The sequence below is a fragment of the Burkholderia oklahomensis C6786 genome, from assembly GCF_000959365.1.
GTDB lineage: Bacteria > Pseudomonadota > Gammaproteobacteria > Burkholderiales > Burkholderiaceae > Burkholderia > Burkholderia oklahomensis.
In genome coordinates, this window is the sequence record NZ_CP009555.1 from 967,141 (window position 1) to 984,546 (window position 17,406).

Consider the following 17,406-nt stretch of genomic DNA (forward strand, 5'->3'; position numbering starts at 1 on the left):
AGCGCGCGCCGCTCGCGACGGACCGTCGCGCGACGCCGCGCAAGGCGGCTGGTCCGATCATTCTCGACCGCGGTTTCACCGGAACATTGCGTTGAGTCAACGATCGCGGCCGCGGTCGCGCCGTCGCTCACGCAGCGGCGCGTCTCTTTCAATTTACGCGCTTCGCGCGGAAGTTGCAGTGCGAATAACCCGATCCGCACGCATGCGCTCGCATCATTTTTCGATGCGCGGCGCAGCGGAGCGCACGCCGTCAAGCCAGCGACGCTTGATGCACGTCAAACGCGCGCGCCGCGCTTTCGCCGACGATCGTGCGCGGCCAATCGCACGGGGGTTAACGTGGAGCAACATGCCGACCTGCTTGCCGGCGGACGCTGGCGCCCGCGCACGCTCGGGTGGCGCGACGCGATCGCGGTGCTGCTCGTGCTCGCGCTCATCGTGCTGCTCGGCTCCGGCGCGCGCCAGATGGCGCTGCCGCTCGACGTCGCGCGGCCGGAGGCGATCTCGCTGTCGCCGCTCGCGCTGCCGGGCTATGCGCTGCGCACCGTGCTGCGGATGCTGGCCGCGCTCGGCGCTTCGTTCGTGTTCACGTTCGCGTACGCGACCCTCGCCGCGAGAAGCCGCGCGGCGGAGGCCGTGCTGATTCCGCTTCTCGACGTACTGCAGTCGGTGCCGATTCTCGGCTACCTGTCGTTCACCGTCGTGTTCTTCCTGTCGATCACGCCCGGCTCGACGTTCGGCGCGGAACTCGCGGCGATCTTCGCGATCTTCACGAGCCAGGCCTGGAACATGGCGTTCAGCTTCTATCAGTCGCTGTGCACGGTGCCGCGCGATCTCGACGAGGCGAGCCGCAGCCTGCGGCAAACCGGCTGGCAGCGCTTCTGGCGCCTCGAAGTGCCGTTCGCGATGCCGGGCCTCGCATGGAACGCGATGATGTCGATGTCGGGCGGCTGGTTCTTCGTCGTCGCGTCCGAGGCGATCTCGGTCGGCGATCTGCACATCGCGTTGCCGGGCGTCGGCGCGTACGTCGCGCGCGCGATCGCCGAGCGCGATCTCGCCGCCGTCGGCTATGCGATCGCCGCGATGACGATCGCGATCGTGCTCTACGATCAGTTGCTGTTCAGGCCGATGGTCGCGTGGGCGCACAAGTTCCGCTGCGATCAGACCGTGAGCGGCCCCGCGCCGCGCAGCTGGCTGCTCGACCTGCTGCATCGCGCGAGCCTGCCGCAGCGTGTCGGCACGCCGCTCGGCGCGATGCTGCATCGCGCGGCGCGCGCCCGCCTGTCGCTCGGCGCGCGGCTGCCCGCGCACGAGCGCTCGCTGTCGCGGCGCTTCGGCCGCATCGTCTGGTTCTCACTGTGCGCGGCGGGCATCGTGTATGCGGGCATCGGGCTCTTCCGGTTCGCGGCGCCCGTGCTCACATGGGCCGATGTCGTCGACGTCGCGCGCAACGGCGCACTGACGCTCGCGCGCGTGCTCGTGCTGATCGGCGTCGCGTCGGCCGTCTGGGTGCCGATCGGCGTGCTGATCGGCCTGCGGCCGCGCGCGACCGCGTTCGTGCAGCCGATCGCGCAGTTCCTCGCCGCGTTTCCCGCGAACCTGCTGTTCCCGCCCGCCGTGTTCGCGATCGCGCACTTTGAGCTCACGCCCGCGATCTGGCTCAGTCCGCTGATGATCCTCGGCACGCAGTGGTACATCCTCTTCAACGTGATCGCCGGCGCAACCGTGTTTCCCGACGATCTGAAGGAAGCGGCGGCAAGCCTGCGCGTGCGCACGCCGACGTGGTGGACCAAGGTCGTGCTGCCCGGCATCCTGCCGTACTACGTGACGGGCGCGATCACCGCGTCGGGCGGCGCATGGAACGCGAGCATCGTGTCGGAGCTCGTCGGCTGGGGACACACGACGCTCGACGCATCCGGCCTCGGCGCGTACGTCGCGCGGATGACCGCGGCGGGCGACTATCCGCGGATCGCGCTCGGCGTCGCCGCGATGTCGCTGCTCGTGATCGCGATGAATCGTCTGATGTGGCGGCCGCTCTATGCGTTTGCGGAACGCCGCTCCCGTCTCGACTAGGTGCCGCCATGTCCACGCCGACACGCCCCGCCCCCGCTTCGCCGCCCGCCTCCGCCGACGATGCACGCGACATGCGCGACGCACGCGCGCCCGTGATCGCGCTGCGCGGCGTCAGCATGTCGTTCGCGAAGCCGTCGGGCGAACCGCTGCCCGTGCTCGCCGACATCGACCTGACGGTCCATGAAGGCGAGATCCTCGGATTGCTCGGCCGCTCGGGCTCCGGCAAATCGACGCTGCTGCACATCGCGGCCGGGCTCGTCAGGCCGAGCGCCGGGCGCGTCGAATATCGCGGCGAGCCGCTCGACGGCCCCGCCGCCGGCATCGGCGTCGTGTTTCAGACCTTCGCGCTCTATCCGTGGCTCACCGTCGCCGAAAACGTCGAGCTCGGGCTCGACGCGATCCGCGTGCCGCCGGACGAAGCGCGCAAGCGCGTGATGTCGGCGATCGAGCTGATCGGCCTCGACGGCTTCGAATCCGCGTATCCGCGCGAGCTGTCGGGCGGCATGCGCCAGCGCGTCGGCTTCGCGCGCGCGCTCGCCGGCGATCCGGCGCTGCTGTTGATGGACGAGCCGTTCTCCGCGCTCGACGTGCTGACCGCCGATACGCTGCGCACCGATTTTCTCGACCTGTGGCACGCGCGCCAGTTGCCGATCGACGCGGTGCTGCTGGTCACGCACAACATCGAGGAAGCGGTGCTGATGTGCGACCGGATTCTCGTGCTCGGCGCGCATCCGGGCCGCATCCTCGCCGAGGTGCCGATTCCGCTCGGCTATCCGCGCAATCGGCTCGATCCGGAGCTGCAGCGCATCGTCGAAGATATCTATGCGGCGCTCACGTCGCGCATCGCCGATTCGGTCGCCGCGCGAAACGGCAAGCCGGGCGTTCCCGCGCAACGACTGCCGAACGTGTCGAGCCATCGGCTCGACGGCTTCGTCGATGCGTTCGTCCTGCATGCGCGCGACGGCTGCGCGGAATTGCCGCGGCTCGCGTCGGCGCTCGCGATGCCGGTGAACGACTTGCTGCCGCTCGCGGTCGCGCTGCACCTGCTCGAGTTCGCCGAGCTGCATGACGGCGCGCTGCGGCTGACGGCCGCGGGCCGCGTCTATGCGCAGGGCAGCGTGAGCGAACGCAAGCAGCTTTTTCGCGAGCATCTCGAACATTTCGTTCCGCTTGCGGCGCACATCCGCCAGGTGCTGGACGAGCGCGCCGGCCACCAGGCGCCCCGCGAGCGCTTCGAGCTCGAGCTGCTCGACCGGCTGAATCCGTTCGATGCGGCGAATACGCTGCGCGTCGCGATCGACTGGGGGCGCTTCGCCGGTCTCTACGACTACGACGACGACGCACGCGTGTTCCGCCGGGGCGAAGACGACGCGCACGCCTAGCGTCCTCCCGAATTGATCTGCACTCCGAGCGTTTCCGCTTCGATTGAGTTCGATCAAGTGGCGGGGCAACGTTGCTCGTACAGTGATCGCAGAACCTCGTCATGCGCGTTGCGCGGAACGAGCCCATGCTCCCACGCCGTCGTACGCACGGCTCGCACGATGCCGACGCGAGCGGATTGATTGCGCGCGCGCAGTTCGCGCACGTCGAGGCGCTCTTGCGCGGCGCGAAGCATGCGCGGCGGCTCCACGCGGCACGCGCGGCGGGCGGCGGGCGGCGGGCGGCGGGCGGCGCATCGCCGTTCGCCAACGGCACGCGCCGTTCGCGCGCGGCGGCGTATGGCGCGGCACGCGTCGATGCGCGTCGCCGCACGAATCTCCTGGAGATCGATCATGGTTGCAGGTGTGGTGCTGTGGGTCGCCCTCGCGGTGATCTTTCCGACCGTGGCCGTTCCGGCCGCGCAGCATGCGGTCGAGCACGTCGTCAAGCATCCGGACAAGAGCGCGGCGCCGCCGGGCGCGCCGCGCGGCGGCGACGCGCAAGGACAGCCGGCACCGCCGCGCGGCGGCGACACGATCGAGCACTGATGGGCGCCGCCTGCGGTCGGAAAGGACCGGCGCGCACACGCGACGCGATCGAGCGGATGCGCGGCGATGCATCGCTCGCGCGAGCGCTCGAAACATGCATTGAAAGCCGCTCGTGAGAATAGCCGATCGTTCGGGCGCGCATGCGGCGTCGATGGCCGCCGGAGAAGAGATTCGCGAAATGCGGCGCACGACGGCGCCCGCGCGTGCGGCACGTACAGTACAGCGCACCGCGTGCAAGCGGCTTGCGCGCTACGTGCGCGTCAAGCCTGCCTGCCGCACGCGTGCGTGCGCGCCCGCCGCGTCGAGATACGCGAGCAACGCCTTCGCCTGCTCGACGACGTCGCTCGCGGTCGGCCTGAACGGAAAATGCTCGGCCTGCGGCAGGCGAACGAAATGCGCGCGGCTGCTGCGCGTATAGGCGGGATCGTAGTGGACATCGACGAGCGCTTCGAACAGCTCGCCGCGCCGCCCTTCGTCGAGCATCTCGTGCCACTTCCGGATCCGCGCGTGACCGTGCATCGGCACGAGCTTCTCGAGCTGGATCTTGAAGAACGCGGCCTGATCGAACAGATGCCCGTAGTCCTGCAGCAGCAGCGCGACGCGCTCGTCGCGTTCGGTCTCGACGTTCACGCAATCCGCCGCATGCATTCCGGTCAGCAGCGCGAGCGGCAGCGTGATCGCGCCGATGCGCCGGCTCTCCGCTTCGATGAACACCGGCTGCTCGCGGTCGAAGCCGCGCAGCGCGCCGACGAGCGCCGTGTCGAACGCCTTCTGCGAAGGCTGCTCGCCGCTCGGCAGCGCGCCCAGCAGCGAGCCGCGATGCGCGGCAAGCGCTTCGAGATCGAGCGTCTGCGCGCCCGCCTGCGCGAGCGCATGCAGCAGCCGCGTCTTGCCGCTCCCCGTATTGCCCGTCAGGACGACGTAACGAAATTCGGACGGCAACTGGCCGAGCGCGTCGACGACCGAGCGGCGATACGACTTGTAGCCGCCGTCGAGCTGCCGCGCGCGCCAGCCGATCATGTTGAACCAGACGGTCATCGATCCGGAGCGCTTGCCGCCGCGCCAGCAATAGACGAGCGGCCGCCAGTTGCGCGGACGGTCGGCGAACGTCGTTTCGAGATGCGCGGCGATGTTGCGCGCGACCATCGCCGCGCCGACGCGCGTCGCCTCGAACGGCGACACCTGCTTGTACATCGTGCCGACGATCACCCGCTCTTCGTTGCTGAGGACAGGCGCGTTCAGCGCACCCGGAATGTGATCCTCCGCGTATTCGAGCGGCGTGCGGACGTCGACGATCTCGTCGAAATCGTCGATCTGATCGAGGGAAACGGGCTGGAGATTCAACGTATCGGGCGCGGCGGGGCCGCATCATCGCTGGCGGTGGGACGACGATTATCTCACGCGCGGCGGCCGCCTCACGCGACGGCGGGCTTGTCGCCCGCCGGCTCGGGCGCGCCAAGACGTCCGGCGAGAAAATCGATCAGCGCGCGAGCGCGCGCCGATTGATTCTGCCGGCTCGGGTAATAGACGAACAGGTCGGCCGACGGCAGCGCGTATTCGGGCAGCACGAGCCTCAGGCGCCCGCTCTCCAGATACTTCGCGAGATCCCATTCGGACCGGATCAGGATGCCGTGGCCGTCGAGCGCCCAGCCGAGCACGATGTCGCCGTCGTTGCTCGAAAGCGCGCCGCGCACCTTCACGACCTCGATCTCGCCGTCGCGCACGAAGCGCCACACGCCGTGCGCGTCGTCGTTCTGCCGATGGACGATGCAGCGATGCGCGGCGAGATCGGCGAGGCTCGCGGGCGCGCCGTGACGCTGAAGATAGGCGGGCGACGCGCATAGAAAGCGCCGGTTCGACATGATGCGGCGCGCGTTGATCCGCTTGTCCGGCGGCTCGCCGAAGCGGATCGCGAGATCGTAGCCGCCCTCGACGAGATCGACCGGCCGATCCGTCACGTCGAGCTGCACCTCGACCTGCGGATGCAGCTTCGCGAATTCGGAGACGAGCGGCGCGATCGCCGTGCGTCCGAAGCCGAGCGTCGCGTTCACGCGCAGCAGCCCGCGCGGCACCGAGCGGCTCGCGCGCACCGCGTCCTCCATCTGCCGGATGTCGGCGACGATGCGCGTCGCGTAGCGCAGGTAGGTCTCGCCTTCGCTCGTCAGGCTGAAGCTGCGCGTCGTGCGATTGACGAGCCGCGCGCCGAGCCGGTTCTCGAGCAAGGCGAGCCGCTTCGTCGCGGCGGGCGGCGTGACGTCGAGCACGCGCGCGGCGGCGGACAGGCTGCCGTGGCGCGCGACGAGCACGAAGAACGTCAGGTCGTCGATCTGATGAGCTTTCACTAAAAGTAAATAAACAAGTGAATCGCGGTTCATTCTAATCCCGGCGCGGGCGAATAACCTAGGGTCTGTTCACGCCAATGACAGGCCCCAGCGCCTTCGCCAACGATGCATCGGCTTCCGATGCGCCCAGGAGACTCAATGAGAATCGTAGACATCCGCGAGAAGACCGTGCCGATCAGCGCCCCGATCCGCAACGCGTACATCGATTTCAGCAAGATGACGCTGAGCGTCGTCGCCGTGATCACCGACGTCGTCCGCGACGGCAAGCCCGTCGTCGGCTACGGCTTCAACTCGAACGGCCGCTACGGCCAGGGGATGCTGATGCGCGAGCGTTTCATCCCGCGCCTGCTCGACGCCGATCCGGCGAGCCTCGTCGACGACGCGCGCGACAATCTCGATCCGCACCGGATCTGGGCGACGCTCTTCGCGAACGAGAAGCCGGGCGGCCACGGCGAGCGTTCGGTCGCGATCGGCACGCTCGACATGGCCGTGTGGGACGCGGTCGCCAAGATCGAAGGCAAGCCGCTCTTCCGGTTGCTCGCCGAGCGCTACGGCGACGGAACGCCGAACCGCAAGGTGTTCGTCTACGCGGCGGGCGGCTATTACTACCCCGGTCAGGATCTCGGCGCGCTGAAGGACGAGATGCGCGGCTATCTCGACCGCGGCTACACGGTCGTCAAGAAGAAGATCGGCGGCGCGTCGCTCGACGAGGATCTGCGCCGGATCGACGCGGTGCTGAGCGTGCTCGGCGACGGCCAGAAGCTCGCCGTCGACGCGAACGGCCGCTTCGATCTCGACACCGCGATCCGCTACGCGAAGGCGCTGTCGCAATACGATCTGTTCTGGTACGAGGAGCCCGGCGATCCGCTCGACTATGAACTGCAGGCGACGCTGCGCAGCTGCTACGACAAGCCGATGGCGACGGGCGAAGACCTGTTCTCGATGCAGGACGCGCGCAACCTGATCCGCTACGGCGGGATGCGCGCGGACCGCGACTGGCTTCAGTTCGACTGCGCGCTCAGCTACGGACTCGTCGAATACCTGCGCACGCTCGACATGCTGCGCCGCCACGGCTGGTCGCCGAGCCGCTGCATTCCGCACGGCGGCCATCAGATGTCGCTGAACATCGCGGCGGGGCTCGGCCTCGGCGGCAACGAATCGTATCCGGATCTGTTCCAGCCCTACGGCGGCTTTCCGGACGGCGTGAGCGTCGACAACGGCTACGTCCTGATGCCGGATCTGCCCGGCATCGGCTTCGAAGGCAAAGCGGATCTCTACGCGGAAATGCGCAAGCTGTCCGACTGAGCCCCGCACCGCACCGCCGGCGCGCGCCGGCATCGCATCGATCGACACACACGAGAACGGGACTCGCGCCGCATCGCGCCCGCAGCGCCGCGCGGCGAACGAAGTCCTCGCCAGGAGACAATCATGTGGATTCCGAAGTTCGGCAACGCGCTGTCGAAGTCGCTTTCGACGCTCTATATGCAAGTCTTGATCGGCATCGTCGCCGGCGTGCTCGTCGGGCATTTCGCCCCCGGCGTCGGCGAGCAGCTCAAGCCGCTCGGCGATCTGTTCATCCGCCTGATCCGGATGCTGCTCGCGCCGATCGTGTTCGCGTCGGTCGTCGTCGGCATTGCGCGCATGAACGACATCCACGCGGCCGGACGCGTCGGCGTGAAGGCGGTCGTCTACTTCGAGATCGCGTCGACGCTCGCGCTCGCGATCGGCCTTGTCGTCGTCAACGTGCTGAAGCCGGGCGCCGGCATGAACGTCGATCCCGCGCATCTCGACGGCGCGGCCGTCGCCACGTACGCAAGCCATGCGCAGCGGCACGGCATGGCCGACTTCCTGTTGAGCATCGTGCCGACCAGCGTCGTCGGCGCGTTCGCGAACGGCGAGATGCTCGGCGTGATCTTCTTCTCGCTGCTGCTCGCGATTTCGCTCGCGCAGCTCGGCCCGCGCACCGCGCCGTTCGTCGACATCCTCGAGATGTTCCTGCAGGCGATGTTCGGCGTCGTGCGGATCGCGATGCGCGCCGCGCCGCTCGGCGCGTTCGGCGGCATCGCGTTCACCGTCGCGAAATACGGGATCGGCACGCTCGCATCGTTCGGACAACTGCTCGCCTGCCTGTACCTGACGTCGGCGTGCTTCGTGGTCGTCGTTCTCGGCGCGGTGATGCGGCTCTGCGGGCTGTCGCTGTGGCAGTTCCTCCGCTACATCAAGGACGAGATCCTGATCACGCTCGGCACCGCGTCCACCGAGGCGGTGCTGCCGCAGATGCTCGTCAAGCTCGAACGGATGGGCTGCGCCCGGCCCGTCGTCGGGATGGTGCTGCCGACGGGCTACACGTTCAACGCGGACGGCACCGCGATCTATCTGACGATGGCGTCGCTTTTCGTCGCGCAGGCGCTGAACGTTCCGCTCACGCTGTGGGATCAGCTGCTCGTGCTCGGCGTGCTGCTGTTCACGTCGAAGGGCTCGGCGGGCGTTGCGGGCGCAGGCTTCGTCGCGCTCGCGGCGACGCTCGCGTCGCTGCACAAGATTCCCGTATCCGGGCTCGTGCTGCTGCTCGGCATCGACCGCTTCCTGAACGAAGCGCGCGCCGTGACGAACCTGATCGGCAACGGCGTCGCGACGATCGCGGTCGCCCGCTGGGAACGCGCGCTCGACGTCGAGCGTGCGCGTGCGGTGCTGGCCGGATCGGATACGGCGAGCGGCGAGCCGGATTCGCGAAGGCTCGACGGCAACGCGACGCCCGCGCCCGTCGCGCCAAACGCCGTTGCCGGCCTGAATGCGCCGCTCGGTGCGATCGAGCGCACGCGCACATCACGCGGCATCGATTGAGCACGGACTGCACGAGCGCGGCCGGGCCGCGCTTTTTGCCGACCCGCTTGCGGCGCACGCCGCGTGCTTTCCACCCACACCGGTCCTTTCCCGTCGACGCGCGCGCGGCCGCCGAATGCGCGGCCGCACGTCATATGCGTCGCTTCGCGCCGCCGTGATACAGCGGCCGCGCAACTCCATCGCCCGCCGCCTTTCGTCCCTGCCGGCCTCAAAAATCAATTTGCTTGACGCAATTTCACTGCCGCTTATTATTTAATTCCTTTTTATCAGCCAACAACACCTTTTCCATAAACAATAACAAGTCTCGAATATAAGCACGCATCAAAAGAGGGAAACGCATTTCATCAAAAACAGAATGTTCCATTCCTTCGTTGCCGAATCAAAAATATTTCGAGAGAAAACATGAAAAAGACTATCGGAGGCAATTCTCCCAGTCGCCGTCGCCGCGCGTTTCTTGGCGATATCGCGCGCCTTGCCGGTGCGAGCGTCGTCGCCGGATGGACGCCGATCTATCAGATTCCCGCGCATGCGCAGCCTTCCGGCTCCACGCCCCCGAATTTTCCGGCAAGCATTCCGCTCTACAAGCAGGCATTCCAGAACTGGAGCGGCGAGATCGCCGTGGCGGATCTGTGGACCGCCGCGCCCGCGACGCCCGCCGACGTCGTCGCGATCGTCAACTGGGCGGCGGCGAACGGCTATCGCGTGCGGCCGCGCGGCTACATGCACAACTGGTCGCCGCTCACGGTGGCCGCCCAGGATGCGAACGTCCGCGCGATTCTCGTCGACACGACGCAGCATCTGACGTCGGTGTCGGTCGACGTGTCGACGACACCCGCGCGCGTCACCGCGCAAGCAGGCGTGTCGATGGACACGCTGCTCGCGACGCTCGAGCGGCAAGGGCTCGGGATGACCGCCGTTCCCGCGCCCGGCGACATCACGCTCGGCGGCGCGCTCGCGATCGGCGCGCACGGCACCGCGCTGCCGGCCGCGGGCGAGACGCGGCCGGCGGGACACACGTACGGTTCGCTCAGCAACTCGGTCGTGTCGCTGACCGCGGTCGTCCACGACGCTTCGTCGGGCCGCTACGCGCTGCGCACGTTCGCGCGGACCGATCCCGACATCGGCCCGTTTCTCACGCACCTCGGCCGAGCGTTCATCGTCGAGGCGACGCTGCAGGTCGGCGCGAATCAACGGCTGCAATGCGAGAGCTTCGTCGACATCGCCTCGTCGGAGCTGTTTGCGCCGGCGGGCGCCCCGGGCCGGACCGTCGAGTCGTTCCTGCGGCGCTCGGGCCGGATCGAGGCGATCTGGTTTCCGTTCACCGACAAGCCCTGGCTGAAGGTATGGACCGTTCAGCCGAATCAGCCGTCCGGCGCGCTCGCCGTCGATCAGCCATACAACTATCCGTTTTCCGATTCGATATCGAAGGAATTGTCCGATCTGGTGACCCGCATTTTATTGAACGGCGAAATCCAATTGGCGCCGCTATTCGGAAAAACGCAATACACGATCACCTATCTCGGCTTGACGAATATCTTCAAGCCGCTGACGAATCTCTGGGGCTGGTCGCGCTCGGTGCTGCACTATATCCGGCCGACGACGCTGCGCGTGACCGCGAACGGCTATGCGGTGCTGACGAACCGCGCGAACGCGCAGCGTGCGATCAACGAGTTCGTCGAGTTCTATCAGCAGCGGGTCGCCGCCTATCGCGAGGCCGGCAGCTATCCGATGAACGGCCCCGTCGAGATCCGCGTGACGGGCGTCGATTCGCCGGACGATGTCGGCCCGGGCGCGACGGCGCCGTCGCTGTCCGCGATCCGGCCGAGGCCCGACCATCCGGACTGGAACGCCGCGATCTGGTTCGACATCCTGACGTTGCCGGGCACGCCTGACGCGAACCGCTTCTATCGCGAAATCGAGCGCTGGATGCTGGCGAACTACAGCGGCGACTATGCGACCGTTCGGCCGGAATGGTCGAAGGGCTGGGGCTACACCGACGCCGCCGCGTGGAGCGACGACACGATGATCGGGACGACGATTCCGGATCTGTTCCGGCAAGGGTTGTCGCCCGCCGACAATTGGGACGCGGCGCTGCGCACGCTCGACGGCTACGATCCGCAGCGCGTGTTTTCGTCGCCGCTGCTCGACCGGCTGGCGCGCTAGCGGGAGCGGCCAACGTACCGGCCGGGTCCTTTATCACTAAATAAAATAAAAACCGGAATTTTTATTATTTTTGATGCTGTTAGCGGTCTGTCATATTTCCGTCACACAAGAACAACGCGAGGAAACATGGCAACCACTACCGTCATCGCCACCATCGGGCCGGCTTCGGCCACGCCGGACACGCTGCGGGCGCTTCATCGCGCCGGCATGGGCGTCGCGCGGCTGAACGGCTCGCATGGCGATCTCGACTGGCATCGCGCGACGATCGCGCTCCTGCGCGACACGCTGCCCGACCTGCCGATCCTGCTCGACATCCCGGGCCGCAAGATCCGTACGACGCAGTTGCGGTTCGAGCCGTCGTTCGCCGCGGGCGACGTCGTCACCCTGACGACCGATCCGTCGCACGACGGCTCGGAGAAAGTGCCCGTCAACTACGCACGCTTCCACGAGAAGCTGCGCGCCGGCGTGCGTGTCTATGCGGACGACGGCACGCTGTCGTTCGTCGTCGACGCGGTGCGCGGCCGGGACGTGCGCGTGATCGCCGAAACGGCCGGCACGCTGAAGAGCCGCAAGGGCATCAACGTGCCCGATATCGACCTCGGTCACGATCTCGTCACGCCGCGCGACCGCGAGATGATCGCGTTCGCGAAGGAAGCGGGCGTCGATTTCGTCGGCATCAGCTTCGTCGAATCGGCGGCGCACGTCGGCGCGATCCGCGCGCTGATCGGCGGCGCGATGCCGCAGATCATCGCGAAGGTCGAGAACCGCGGCGGCCTCGAGCACCTCGACGAGATCGCGGCCGCCGCCGACGCGCTGATGATCGATCGCGGCGACCTGTCGGTCGAGACGGGCCTCGATCATGTGTCGCTCCATCAGCGGACGATCGTCGCGAGCGCGCGCCGGCACGCGAAACCCGTGATCGTCGCGACCGAGCTGCTGCACAGCATGATCGACAGCCCGCTGCCGACGAAGGCCGAGATCGGCGACATCACGCATTCGGTGATCGACGGCGCGTCGGCCGTGATGCTGTCGGGCGAGACGGCGGTCGGCAGGTTTCCGGTCGAGGCGGTCGCGCGGCTGCACGGCATCGCCGCGCTAGCCGACGCGCATCGCGCGGCGCTCGCGGCTTCGGCGCGGCCCGCCGCCGACGCGGATTACGACGATCTGCGCGCGGCGACCCAGGCGCTCGCGCGCACGCTGCCCGTGTCGAAGGTCGTCGTGCTGTCGCGCACGGGCCATGCGGCGCGACTCGTGTCGATGGCGCAGATCCGGCAGCCGATCGTCGCGGTCGGCAGCGACCCCGCGCGCGTGCGCGCATGGAACCTGCTGCCCGGCACGACGGGCGTGCATCTGCCGCAGCTCGACGTGGGATCCGCGGACGCGGTGCTCGCCGCGAGCGACGCGAACGACGCTTCGCTGAACGCGCTGCAGACGGTGCGCGTCGGCGCGCTCGCGAAAGAACGCGGCTGGTCGGCCGACCGCGCGCTCGAGGCGGCCTGACATGCACGATCTCACGCTGCTCGCGGCGCTCGTGACCGCGCTCGCCCTGATTCAATCGATCTTCGGGATGGGCATTCTCGTGTTCGGCACGCCGACGCTGCTGCTGTTCGGCGTCGAGTTCGCCGCGGTGCTCGGCCTCTTGCTGCCTGCGTCGATGACGCTCTCCGCGATCCAGGTGTGGTCGAGCCGCAGCCTGCCGCTGCCCGCGCGCGAGCGCGGCAACATGGCGGTCTGCGCGCTCGTCGTCGTCGCGTCGCTCGCGACGCTCGTGCTGACGAAGCTCAACGCCCGCGTCGATCTGCTCGTCGGCGTCGCGATGCTGGCCGCCGCCGTCGTGCGCGTCGCGCCCGCGCTGCGCGAACGCCTGCGCGCGCGCATCGCGCGGCACGATCGACGCTACGTCGTCCTGATGGGCGTCGTGCACGGCTTCACGAACATGGGCGGCGCGCTGCTCGCCGTCTATGCGGCGAGCGGCCGGCGCGACAAGCACGAGATCCGCGCGGCCGTCGCCCGTTACTACCTGCTGTTCGGCGCGATCCAGCTCGGCACGCTCGCGCTGCTGCGTCCGTCCGCGCTCGGTTGGGCAGGCGCCGCCGTCGCGCCGATCGCCGCGCTCGTCTATCTCGCGCTCGGCAACGCGATGTTCCGACGCGCGGGCGCATCGCTGTACGAGCACGCGATGACGGGATTCATCGGCGCATACGGCGCCGCCGTGCTCGCGAAGACCGCGCTATGACGGAGCACTCGATGGCGAACGTCATGGCGGCGCTCGTGCCGATCTTCGCGCTGATCCTGATGGGCTTCGTGATGCGTCGCCGGCGGCTGCTCGCCGATGCGTTCTGGCTGCCGTGCGAGACGCTCAACTACTACTATCTGTTTCCCGCGCTGATGTTCAGCCAGGTCGCGAAGGCGAACCTGTCGCAATTCGCGATCCGGCCGATCGCGACGGCGATCCTCGGCGCGGTCGGCTGCGGCGCGCTCGTGCTGTACGCATGGCGCGCATGGAGCCGGCAGCCGGGCGCCGTGTTCTCGTCGGTGATCCAGGGCGCGCTGCGGCCGAACACGTACGTCGGCGTCGCGGCGGCGGCCGCGATGTACGGCAGCGTCGGCCTCACGCTGACGTCGATCAGCATCGCGATCGCGATTCCGCTGCTGAACGTCGCGTCGATCGTGATCCTGATGCACTACGGCAGCGGCAGCACGCCGACTTTCAAGCAGATCGGCAACGCGCTCGTCAGGAATCCCGTGATCGTCGCGGTGCTGCTCGGCGCTCTCTTCAATCTGAGCGGCCTCGCGCTGCCCGGCACGCTCGCGAGCCTCCTGTCGATCCTCGGCTCGGCATCGCTGCCGCTCGGCCTGCTCGCGGTCGGCGCGGGACTCGACATGAAGGCCGCGAAAGCGGCGAGCGGCCCCGTGCTGCAATCGTCGTTCATCAAGCTGCTGCTCGTGCCGCTGCTGACGCTCTGGATCGGCGTGAGCCTCGGCATCAAGGGCCCGGCGCTCACGATCATCGTGCTGTTCAACTCGCTGCCTTGCACGCCGTCCGCGTACATCATGGCGAAACTGCTCGGCGGCGACCATCGCCTCGCGGCCGGCATCATCACCGTGCAGACCGCGCTCGCCGCGATCACGATGCCGCTCGTGCTGCTGCTGTCGCGCGGCTGACGGGCGCGCCCCGCGCGTTGCGCCGCCCCGTCCCCCAATAATTTGGAATCCGATCGTTCATCGCGCCGTTCCGTGACAAATCGATGAACGACGGACAAGCTTTGACCCGCGTCAACCGCGCGTCATGGATTCCACCGATTCAGCGCTCCCGCGATCGACCGTTAACCCGTCTATGTCGCAGGACTGCGTATCGGCGGCGAACGCGACATTCGCCTTTCATGACCCTGCGGAGAGCTTTCCATGCGCGCCAACCTTCCGGTCACTCAACGGGAATACGACTTCCCCGACGACGCGACGCTGATGTCGACCACCGATCCGCAAAGCTACGTCACATACGCGAATGCGGCGTTCGTCGAAGTGAGCGGATTCGAACCGAGCGAGATCATCGGCGAGCCGCACAATCTCGTTCGGCATCCCGACATGCCGGCCGAAGCGTTCGCCGACATGTGGACGACACTGAAGGCGGGCCGGTCGTGGACCGCGCTCGTCAAGAACCGCCGAAAGAACGGCGACCACTACTGGGTGCGCGCAAATGCGACGCCCGTGATCCGGAACGGGCAGCTGGTCGGCTACATGTCGGTGCGCACGAAGCCGTCGCGCGACGAAATCGCGCAGGCGGAATTGCTCTATCGCGATCTTCGCGACGGCCGCGCACGCGGCCGGAAATTCCATCAGGGCCTGATCGTGCGCACCGGGCTGCTCGGATGGACGTCGCTGCTGCAGACGATGAGCGTGCGCTGGCGCATCCGCGCCGCGCTGCTCGCCCTTCTCGCATGTTCGGCGTGGGGCGCATTCCTGTTCGGCCTGCGCGGGCTGATGCTCGACGGCTTCGCCGGTATGGAAGCCGTGCTCCTGCTGCTCGCGGAGCTCTGGCTCGCCGCGCAGATCACCGCGCCGCTGCAGCGCGTGCTGAAGCAATCGCTCGCGGTCGCGGCAGGTCAGGCGGGCGACAACATGCATCTGAACCGCGTCGACGAAATCGGCATGATCCTGCGCGCGGTCAACCAGGCGGGACTCAACCTGCGCTCGCTCGTCGACGACGTGAGCGATCAGCTTTCCGGCCTGCAAAGCGCGAGCGGCAACATCACCGCGGGCAACGACGATCTGAGCCGACGCAGCGAGCAGGCGGCCGCGAGCCTCGAGGAAACCGCCGCGTCGATGGAGCAGATGACGGCGACCGTGCGCAACAACGCGGAAACCGCGATGCAGGCGAGCCAGCTTGCCGGCTCGACGAGCGATGCCGCCGCGAAAGGCGACGCGGTGGTCGGCAAGGTCGTCGAGACGATGGGCGAGATCAGCGCGTCGAGCCGCAAGATCAGCGAAATCATCGGCGTGATCGACGGCATCGCGTTCCAGACCAACATCCTCGCGTTAAACGCGGCCGTCGAGGCGGCGCGCGCAGGCGAGCAAGGCCGGGGCTTCGCGGTCGTCGCGGGCGAAGTGCGCACGCTCGCGCAGCGCAGCGCGAACGCGGCAAAGGAAATCGCGGGCCTGATTCACGACAGCGTGCAGAAAACCACGGCGGGCGGCGCGCTCGTCAATCAGGCCGGCGAAGCAATGAACGACATCCGCTCGCAGGTCGCGCGAGTCGCGGACTTGATCGGCGAGATCAGCTCGGCGACGCGCGAGCAGTCGGACGGAATCGGCCAAGTCAACGTCGCGGTCACGCAGCTCGATCAGATGACGCAACAAAACGCCGCGCTGGTGCAGGAATCGGCCACGACCGCCGACGATCTGAAGAACCGGACGCAACGGCTCGTCGATGCGGTCGCCGTGTTCCGATCGACTGCGAACGCGGCGACGCGGCCGCGCGATGCGCGACCGGCCCGTGCGGCAAACGCGTCCGCGGCGGTCCGCGCGCCCGTCAAGCCGGGCCGGCGCGCGACGCGTGCGGTGCCCGCTCCGTCGTTTGCGAACGCGAGCGCAATGCCCGCGCCGGCCTCCGCATCCGTCGCGGCGGTCGCCGAGACGGATTGGCAAACGTTCTGAACGGCGCGGGAGAATCGGCGCGCGCTCGATACGAAACAGGCGGCGCTTGTGCGCCGCCTGTCCGTTTGCCGCTCGATCCGCCGCATAGGCGGCGTGCATCGAACGGATACGTCCGTACGAGCTTTCGCTATCGCAAGCCCGACGACGTCCCGCGAACGATCGCGATCACTGCGATGCGTCGCCCGGCAAGTGCTTGCGGCCCGCGAGCGCCTGAGCCTGCTGATAATGCGCCTGGATCACCGGCAGGCCCTTGCGCGCGGCATTCTTCAACTGCTCGTTGCGGCCCGACGCGATCTCGGCCTGGAACACCGACAGCGACTTGCGGTTGCCGTCGAGCGCGACCTGCTCGATATACGCCTTGTCGAACGCGTCGCCGCGCAGGTTCTTGATGCTGTCGAGCACGGCGGGATCCGGATCGTTGTGCGGCACGTCGACGCCGCGCGGGCTCGCGGCGCGCAGCGTCTGCGACAGCTTCTCGTTGTCGCTCGCGACGCGTTCCGCGAATGCCTTCACGGCGCGGTCGCTCGAGCGCGACGTCGCGATGCGCGCGGCATCGCGCTGCGTCGATACGGCTTTCGTCGCGTCGGTGACGAAGGCTTGATCGGCCTCATGCAGCCTCGTACCGGTTTCAGCGGCTGCCTCGGGGCGCGGCTGCGTCGGCGGGGTCGTAGGCGCGGTTTGCGCGGATGCGGCGGTCGCGAAGACGAACACACCGGCGGCACATGCACCGACGAGCGATAAAGTAGAGCGGCGAGTCATACGTTCTCCTTAAGGTGAAATTCATCAACGGATCGACGAACCGGGCTGCGGTGCTGCGGGCCGGGGGCGGCGAAGCGTTCGATGCCGTCGCCGCGGGCACACCGGCC

General features: G+C 68.1%; 15 protein-coding genes. 10 read left to right on the forward strand and 5 right to left on the reverse strand.

Annotation, left to right across the window (positions count from 1 at the left end; genetic code table 11):
- Nucleotides 1–336: 336 nt before the first annotated feature.
- Together BG90_RS04315 and BG90_RS04320 are read left to right on the forward strand one after the other, a co-directional pair.
- Complete coding sequence (locus BG90_RS04315) at nucleotides 337–2,070, forward strand: ABC transporter permease (RefSeq protein WP_045568059.1); 1,734 nt, start codon at nucleotides 337–339, stop codon at nucleotides 2,068–2,070.
- Nucleotides 2,071–2,141: 71 nt separating this feature from the next.
- Entirely contained in the window at nucleotides 2,142–3,452 is a 1,311-nt protein-coding gene (locus tag BG90_RS04320; protein ID WP_010114138.1) for an ABC transporter ATP-binding protein, read from the forward strand.
- Between the two features lie 53 nt (nucleotides 3,453–3,505).
- On the opposite strand, the gene BG90_RS04325 is transcribed toward BG90_RS04320, so the two are convergent.
- Complete coding sequence (locus BG90_RS04325; RefSeq protein WP_045568060.1) at nucleotides 3,506–3,844, reverse strand: hypothetical protein; 339 nt, start codon at nucleotides 3,842–3,844, stop codon at nucleotides 3,506–3,508.
- Here BG90_RS04325 and BG90_RS04330 point away from each other — a divergent pair.
- On the forward strand, nucleotides 3,843–4,037 hold the full coding sequence (locus tag BG90_RS04330) for a hypothetical protein (RefSeq protein ID WP_025989668.1): 195 nt from the start codon (nucleotides 3,843–3,845) through the stop codon (nucleotides 4,035–4,037). The two genes, BG90_RS04325 and BG90_RS04330, sit on opposite strands and share 2 nt — an antisense overlap.
- Nucleotides 4,038–4,286: 249 nt before the next feature.
- On the opposite strand, the gene mnmH is transcribed toward BG90_RS04330, so the two are convergent.
- Both mnmH and BG90_RS04340 read right to left on the reverse strand, forming a co-directional pair.
- Nucleotides 4,287–5,381 carry a tRNA 2-selenouridine(34) synthase MnmH gene (gene mnmH / locus BG90_RS04335; protein WP_010114127.1) on the reverse strand — a complete coding sequence of 365 codons (1,095 nt, stop codon included), beginning with the start codon at nucleotides 5,379–5,381 and terminating at the stop codon, nucleotides 4,287–4,289.
- Nucleotides 5,382–5,452: 71 nt separating this feature from the next.
- Nucleotides 5,453–6,379 (reverse strand): LysR family transcriptional regulator, encoded by a 927-nt coding sequence (locus BG90_RS04340; protein WP_010101828.1) that lies wholly within the window; start codon nucleotides 6,377–6,379, stop codon nucleotides 5,453–5,455.
- Between the two features lie 138 nt (nucleotides 6,380–6,517).
- Here BG90_RS04340 and BG90_RS04345 point away from each other — a divergent pair, with 138 nt between their 5' ends.
- On the forward strand, nucleotides 6,518–7,684 hold the full coding sequence (locus BG90_RS04345; protein ID WP_010114125.1) for a mandelate racemase/muconate lactonizing enzyme family protein: 1,167 nt from the start codon (nucleotides 6,518–6,520) through the stop codon (nucleotides 7,682–7,684).
- Nucleotides 7,685–7,807: 123 nt separating this feature from the next.
- A complete protein-coding gene (gene dctA / locus BG90_RS04350; protein ID WP_010101826.1) occupies nucleotides 7,808–9,223 on the forward strand; it encodes a C4-dicarboxylate transporter DctA in 1,416 nt (471 codons plus the stop codon).
- A gap of 235 nt (nucleotides 9,224–9,458) precedes the next feature.
- Here the strand turns inward: dctA and BG90_RS37715 are convergent, their stop codons facing one another.
- Nucleotides 9,459–9,587, reverse strand: a complete 129-nt coding sequence (locus tag BG90_RS37715) for a hypothetical protein (RefSeq protein ID WP_257791831.1) — start codon at nucleotides 9,585–9,587, stop codon at nucleotides 9,459–9,461.
- A 38-nt stretch (nucleotides 9,588–9,625) separates the two neighbouring features.
- Here BG90_RS37715 and BG90_RS04355 point away from each other — a divergent pair, with 38 nt between their 5' ends.
- From BG90_RS04355 to BG90_RS04375, 5 genes are all read left to right on the forward strand, one after another.
- Nucleotides 9,626–11,386: a cholesterol oxidase substrate-binding domain-containing protein gene (locus BG90_RS04355; RefSeq protein ID WP_010114123.1), complete on the forward strand. Its 1,761-nt coding sequence runs from the start codon at nucleotides 9,626–9,628 to the stop codon at nucleotides 11,384–11,386.
- A 126-nt stretch (nucleotides 11,387–11,512) separates the two neighbouring features.
- Nucleotides 11,513–12,886, forward strand: a complete 1,374-nt coding sequence (gene pyk, locus BG90_RS04360; protein WP_025989667.1) for a pyruvate kinase — start codon at nucleotides 11,513–11,515, stop codon at nucleotides 12,884–12,886.
- Nucleotide 12,887: 1 nt separating this feature from the next.
- Nucleotides 12,888–13,622 (forward strand): TSUP family transporter, encoded by a 735-nt coding sequence (locus BG90_RS04365; RefSeq protein WP_010114119.1) that lies wholly within the window; start codon nucleotides 12,888–12,890, stop codon nucleotides 13,620–13,622.
- Nucleotides 13,623–13,633: 11 nt separating this feature from the next.
- Complete coding sequence (locus tag BG90_RS04370) at nucleotides 13,634–14,551, forward strand: AEC family transporter (RefSeq protein ID WP_025989666.1); 918 nt, start codon at nucleotides 13,634–13,636, stop codon at nucleotides 14,549–14,551.
- A 240-nt stretch (nucleotides 14,552–14,791) separates the two neighbouring features.
- Nucleotides 14,792–16,540: a methyl-accepting chemotaxis protein gene (locus BG90_RS04375; protein ID WP_010114117.1), complete on the forward strand. Its 1,749-nt coding sequence runs from the start codon at nucleotides 14,792–14,794 to the stop codon at nucleotides 16,538–16,540.
- Between the two features lie 165 nt (nucleotides 16,541–16,705).
- Here BG90_RS04375 and BG90_RS04380 read toward each other — a convergent pair whose 3' ends face one another.
- A complete protein-coding gene (locus BG90_RS04380; RefSeq protein WP_025989665.1) occupies nucleotides 16,706–17,299 on the reverse strand; it encodes a DUF4142 domain-containing protein in 594 nt (197 codons plus the stop codon).
- Between the last annotated feature and the right edge of the window lie 107 nt (nucleotides 17,300–17,406).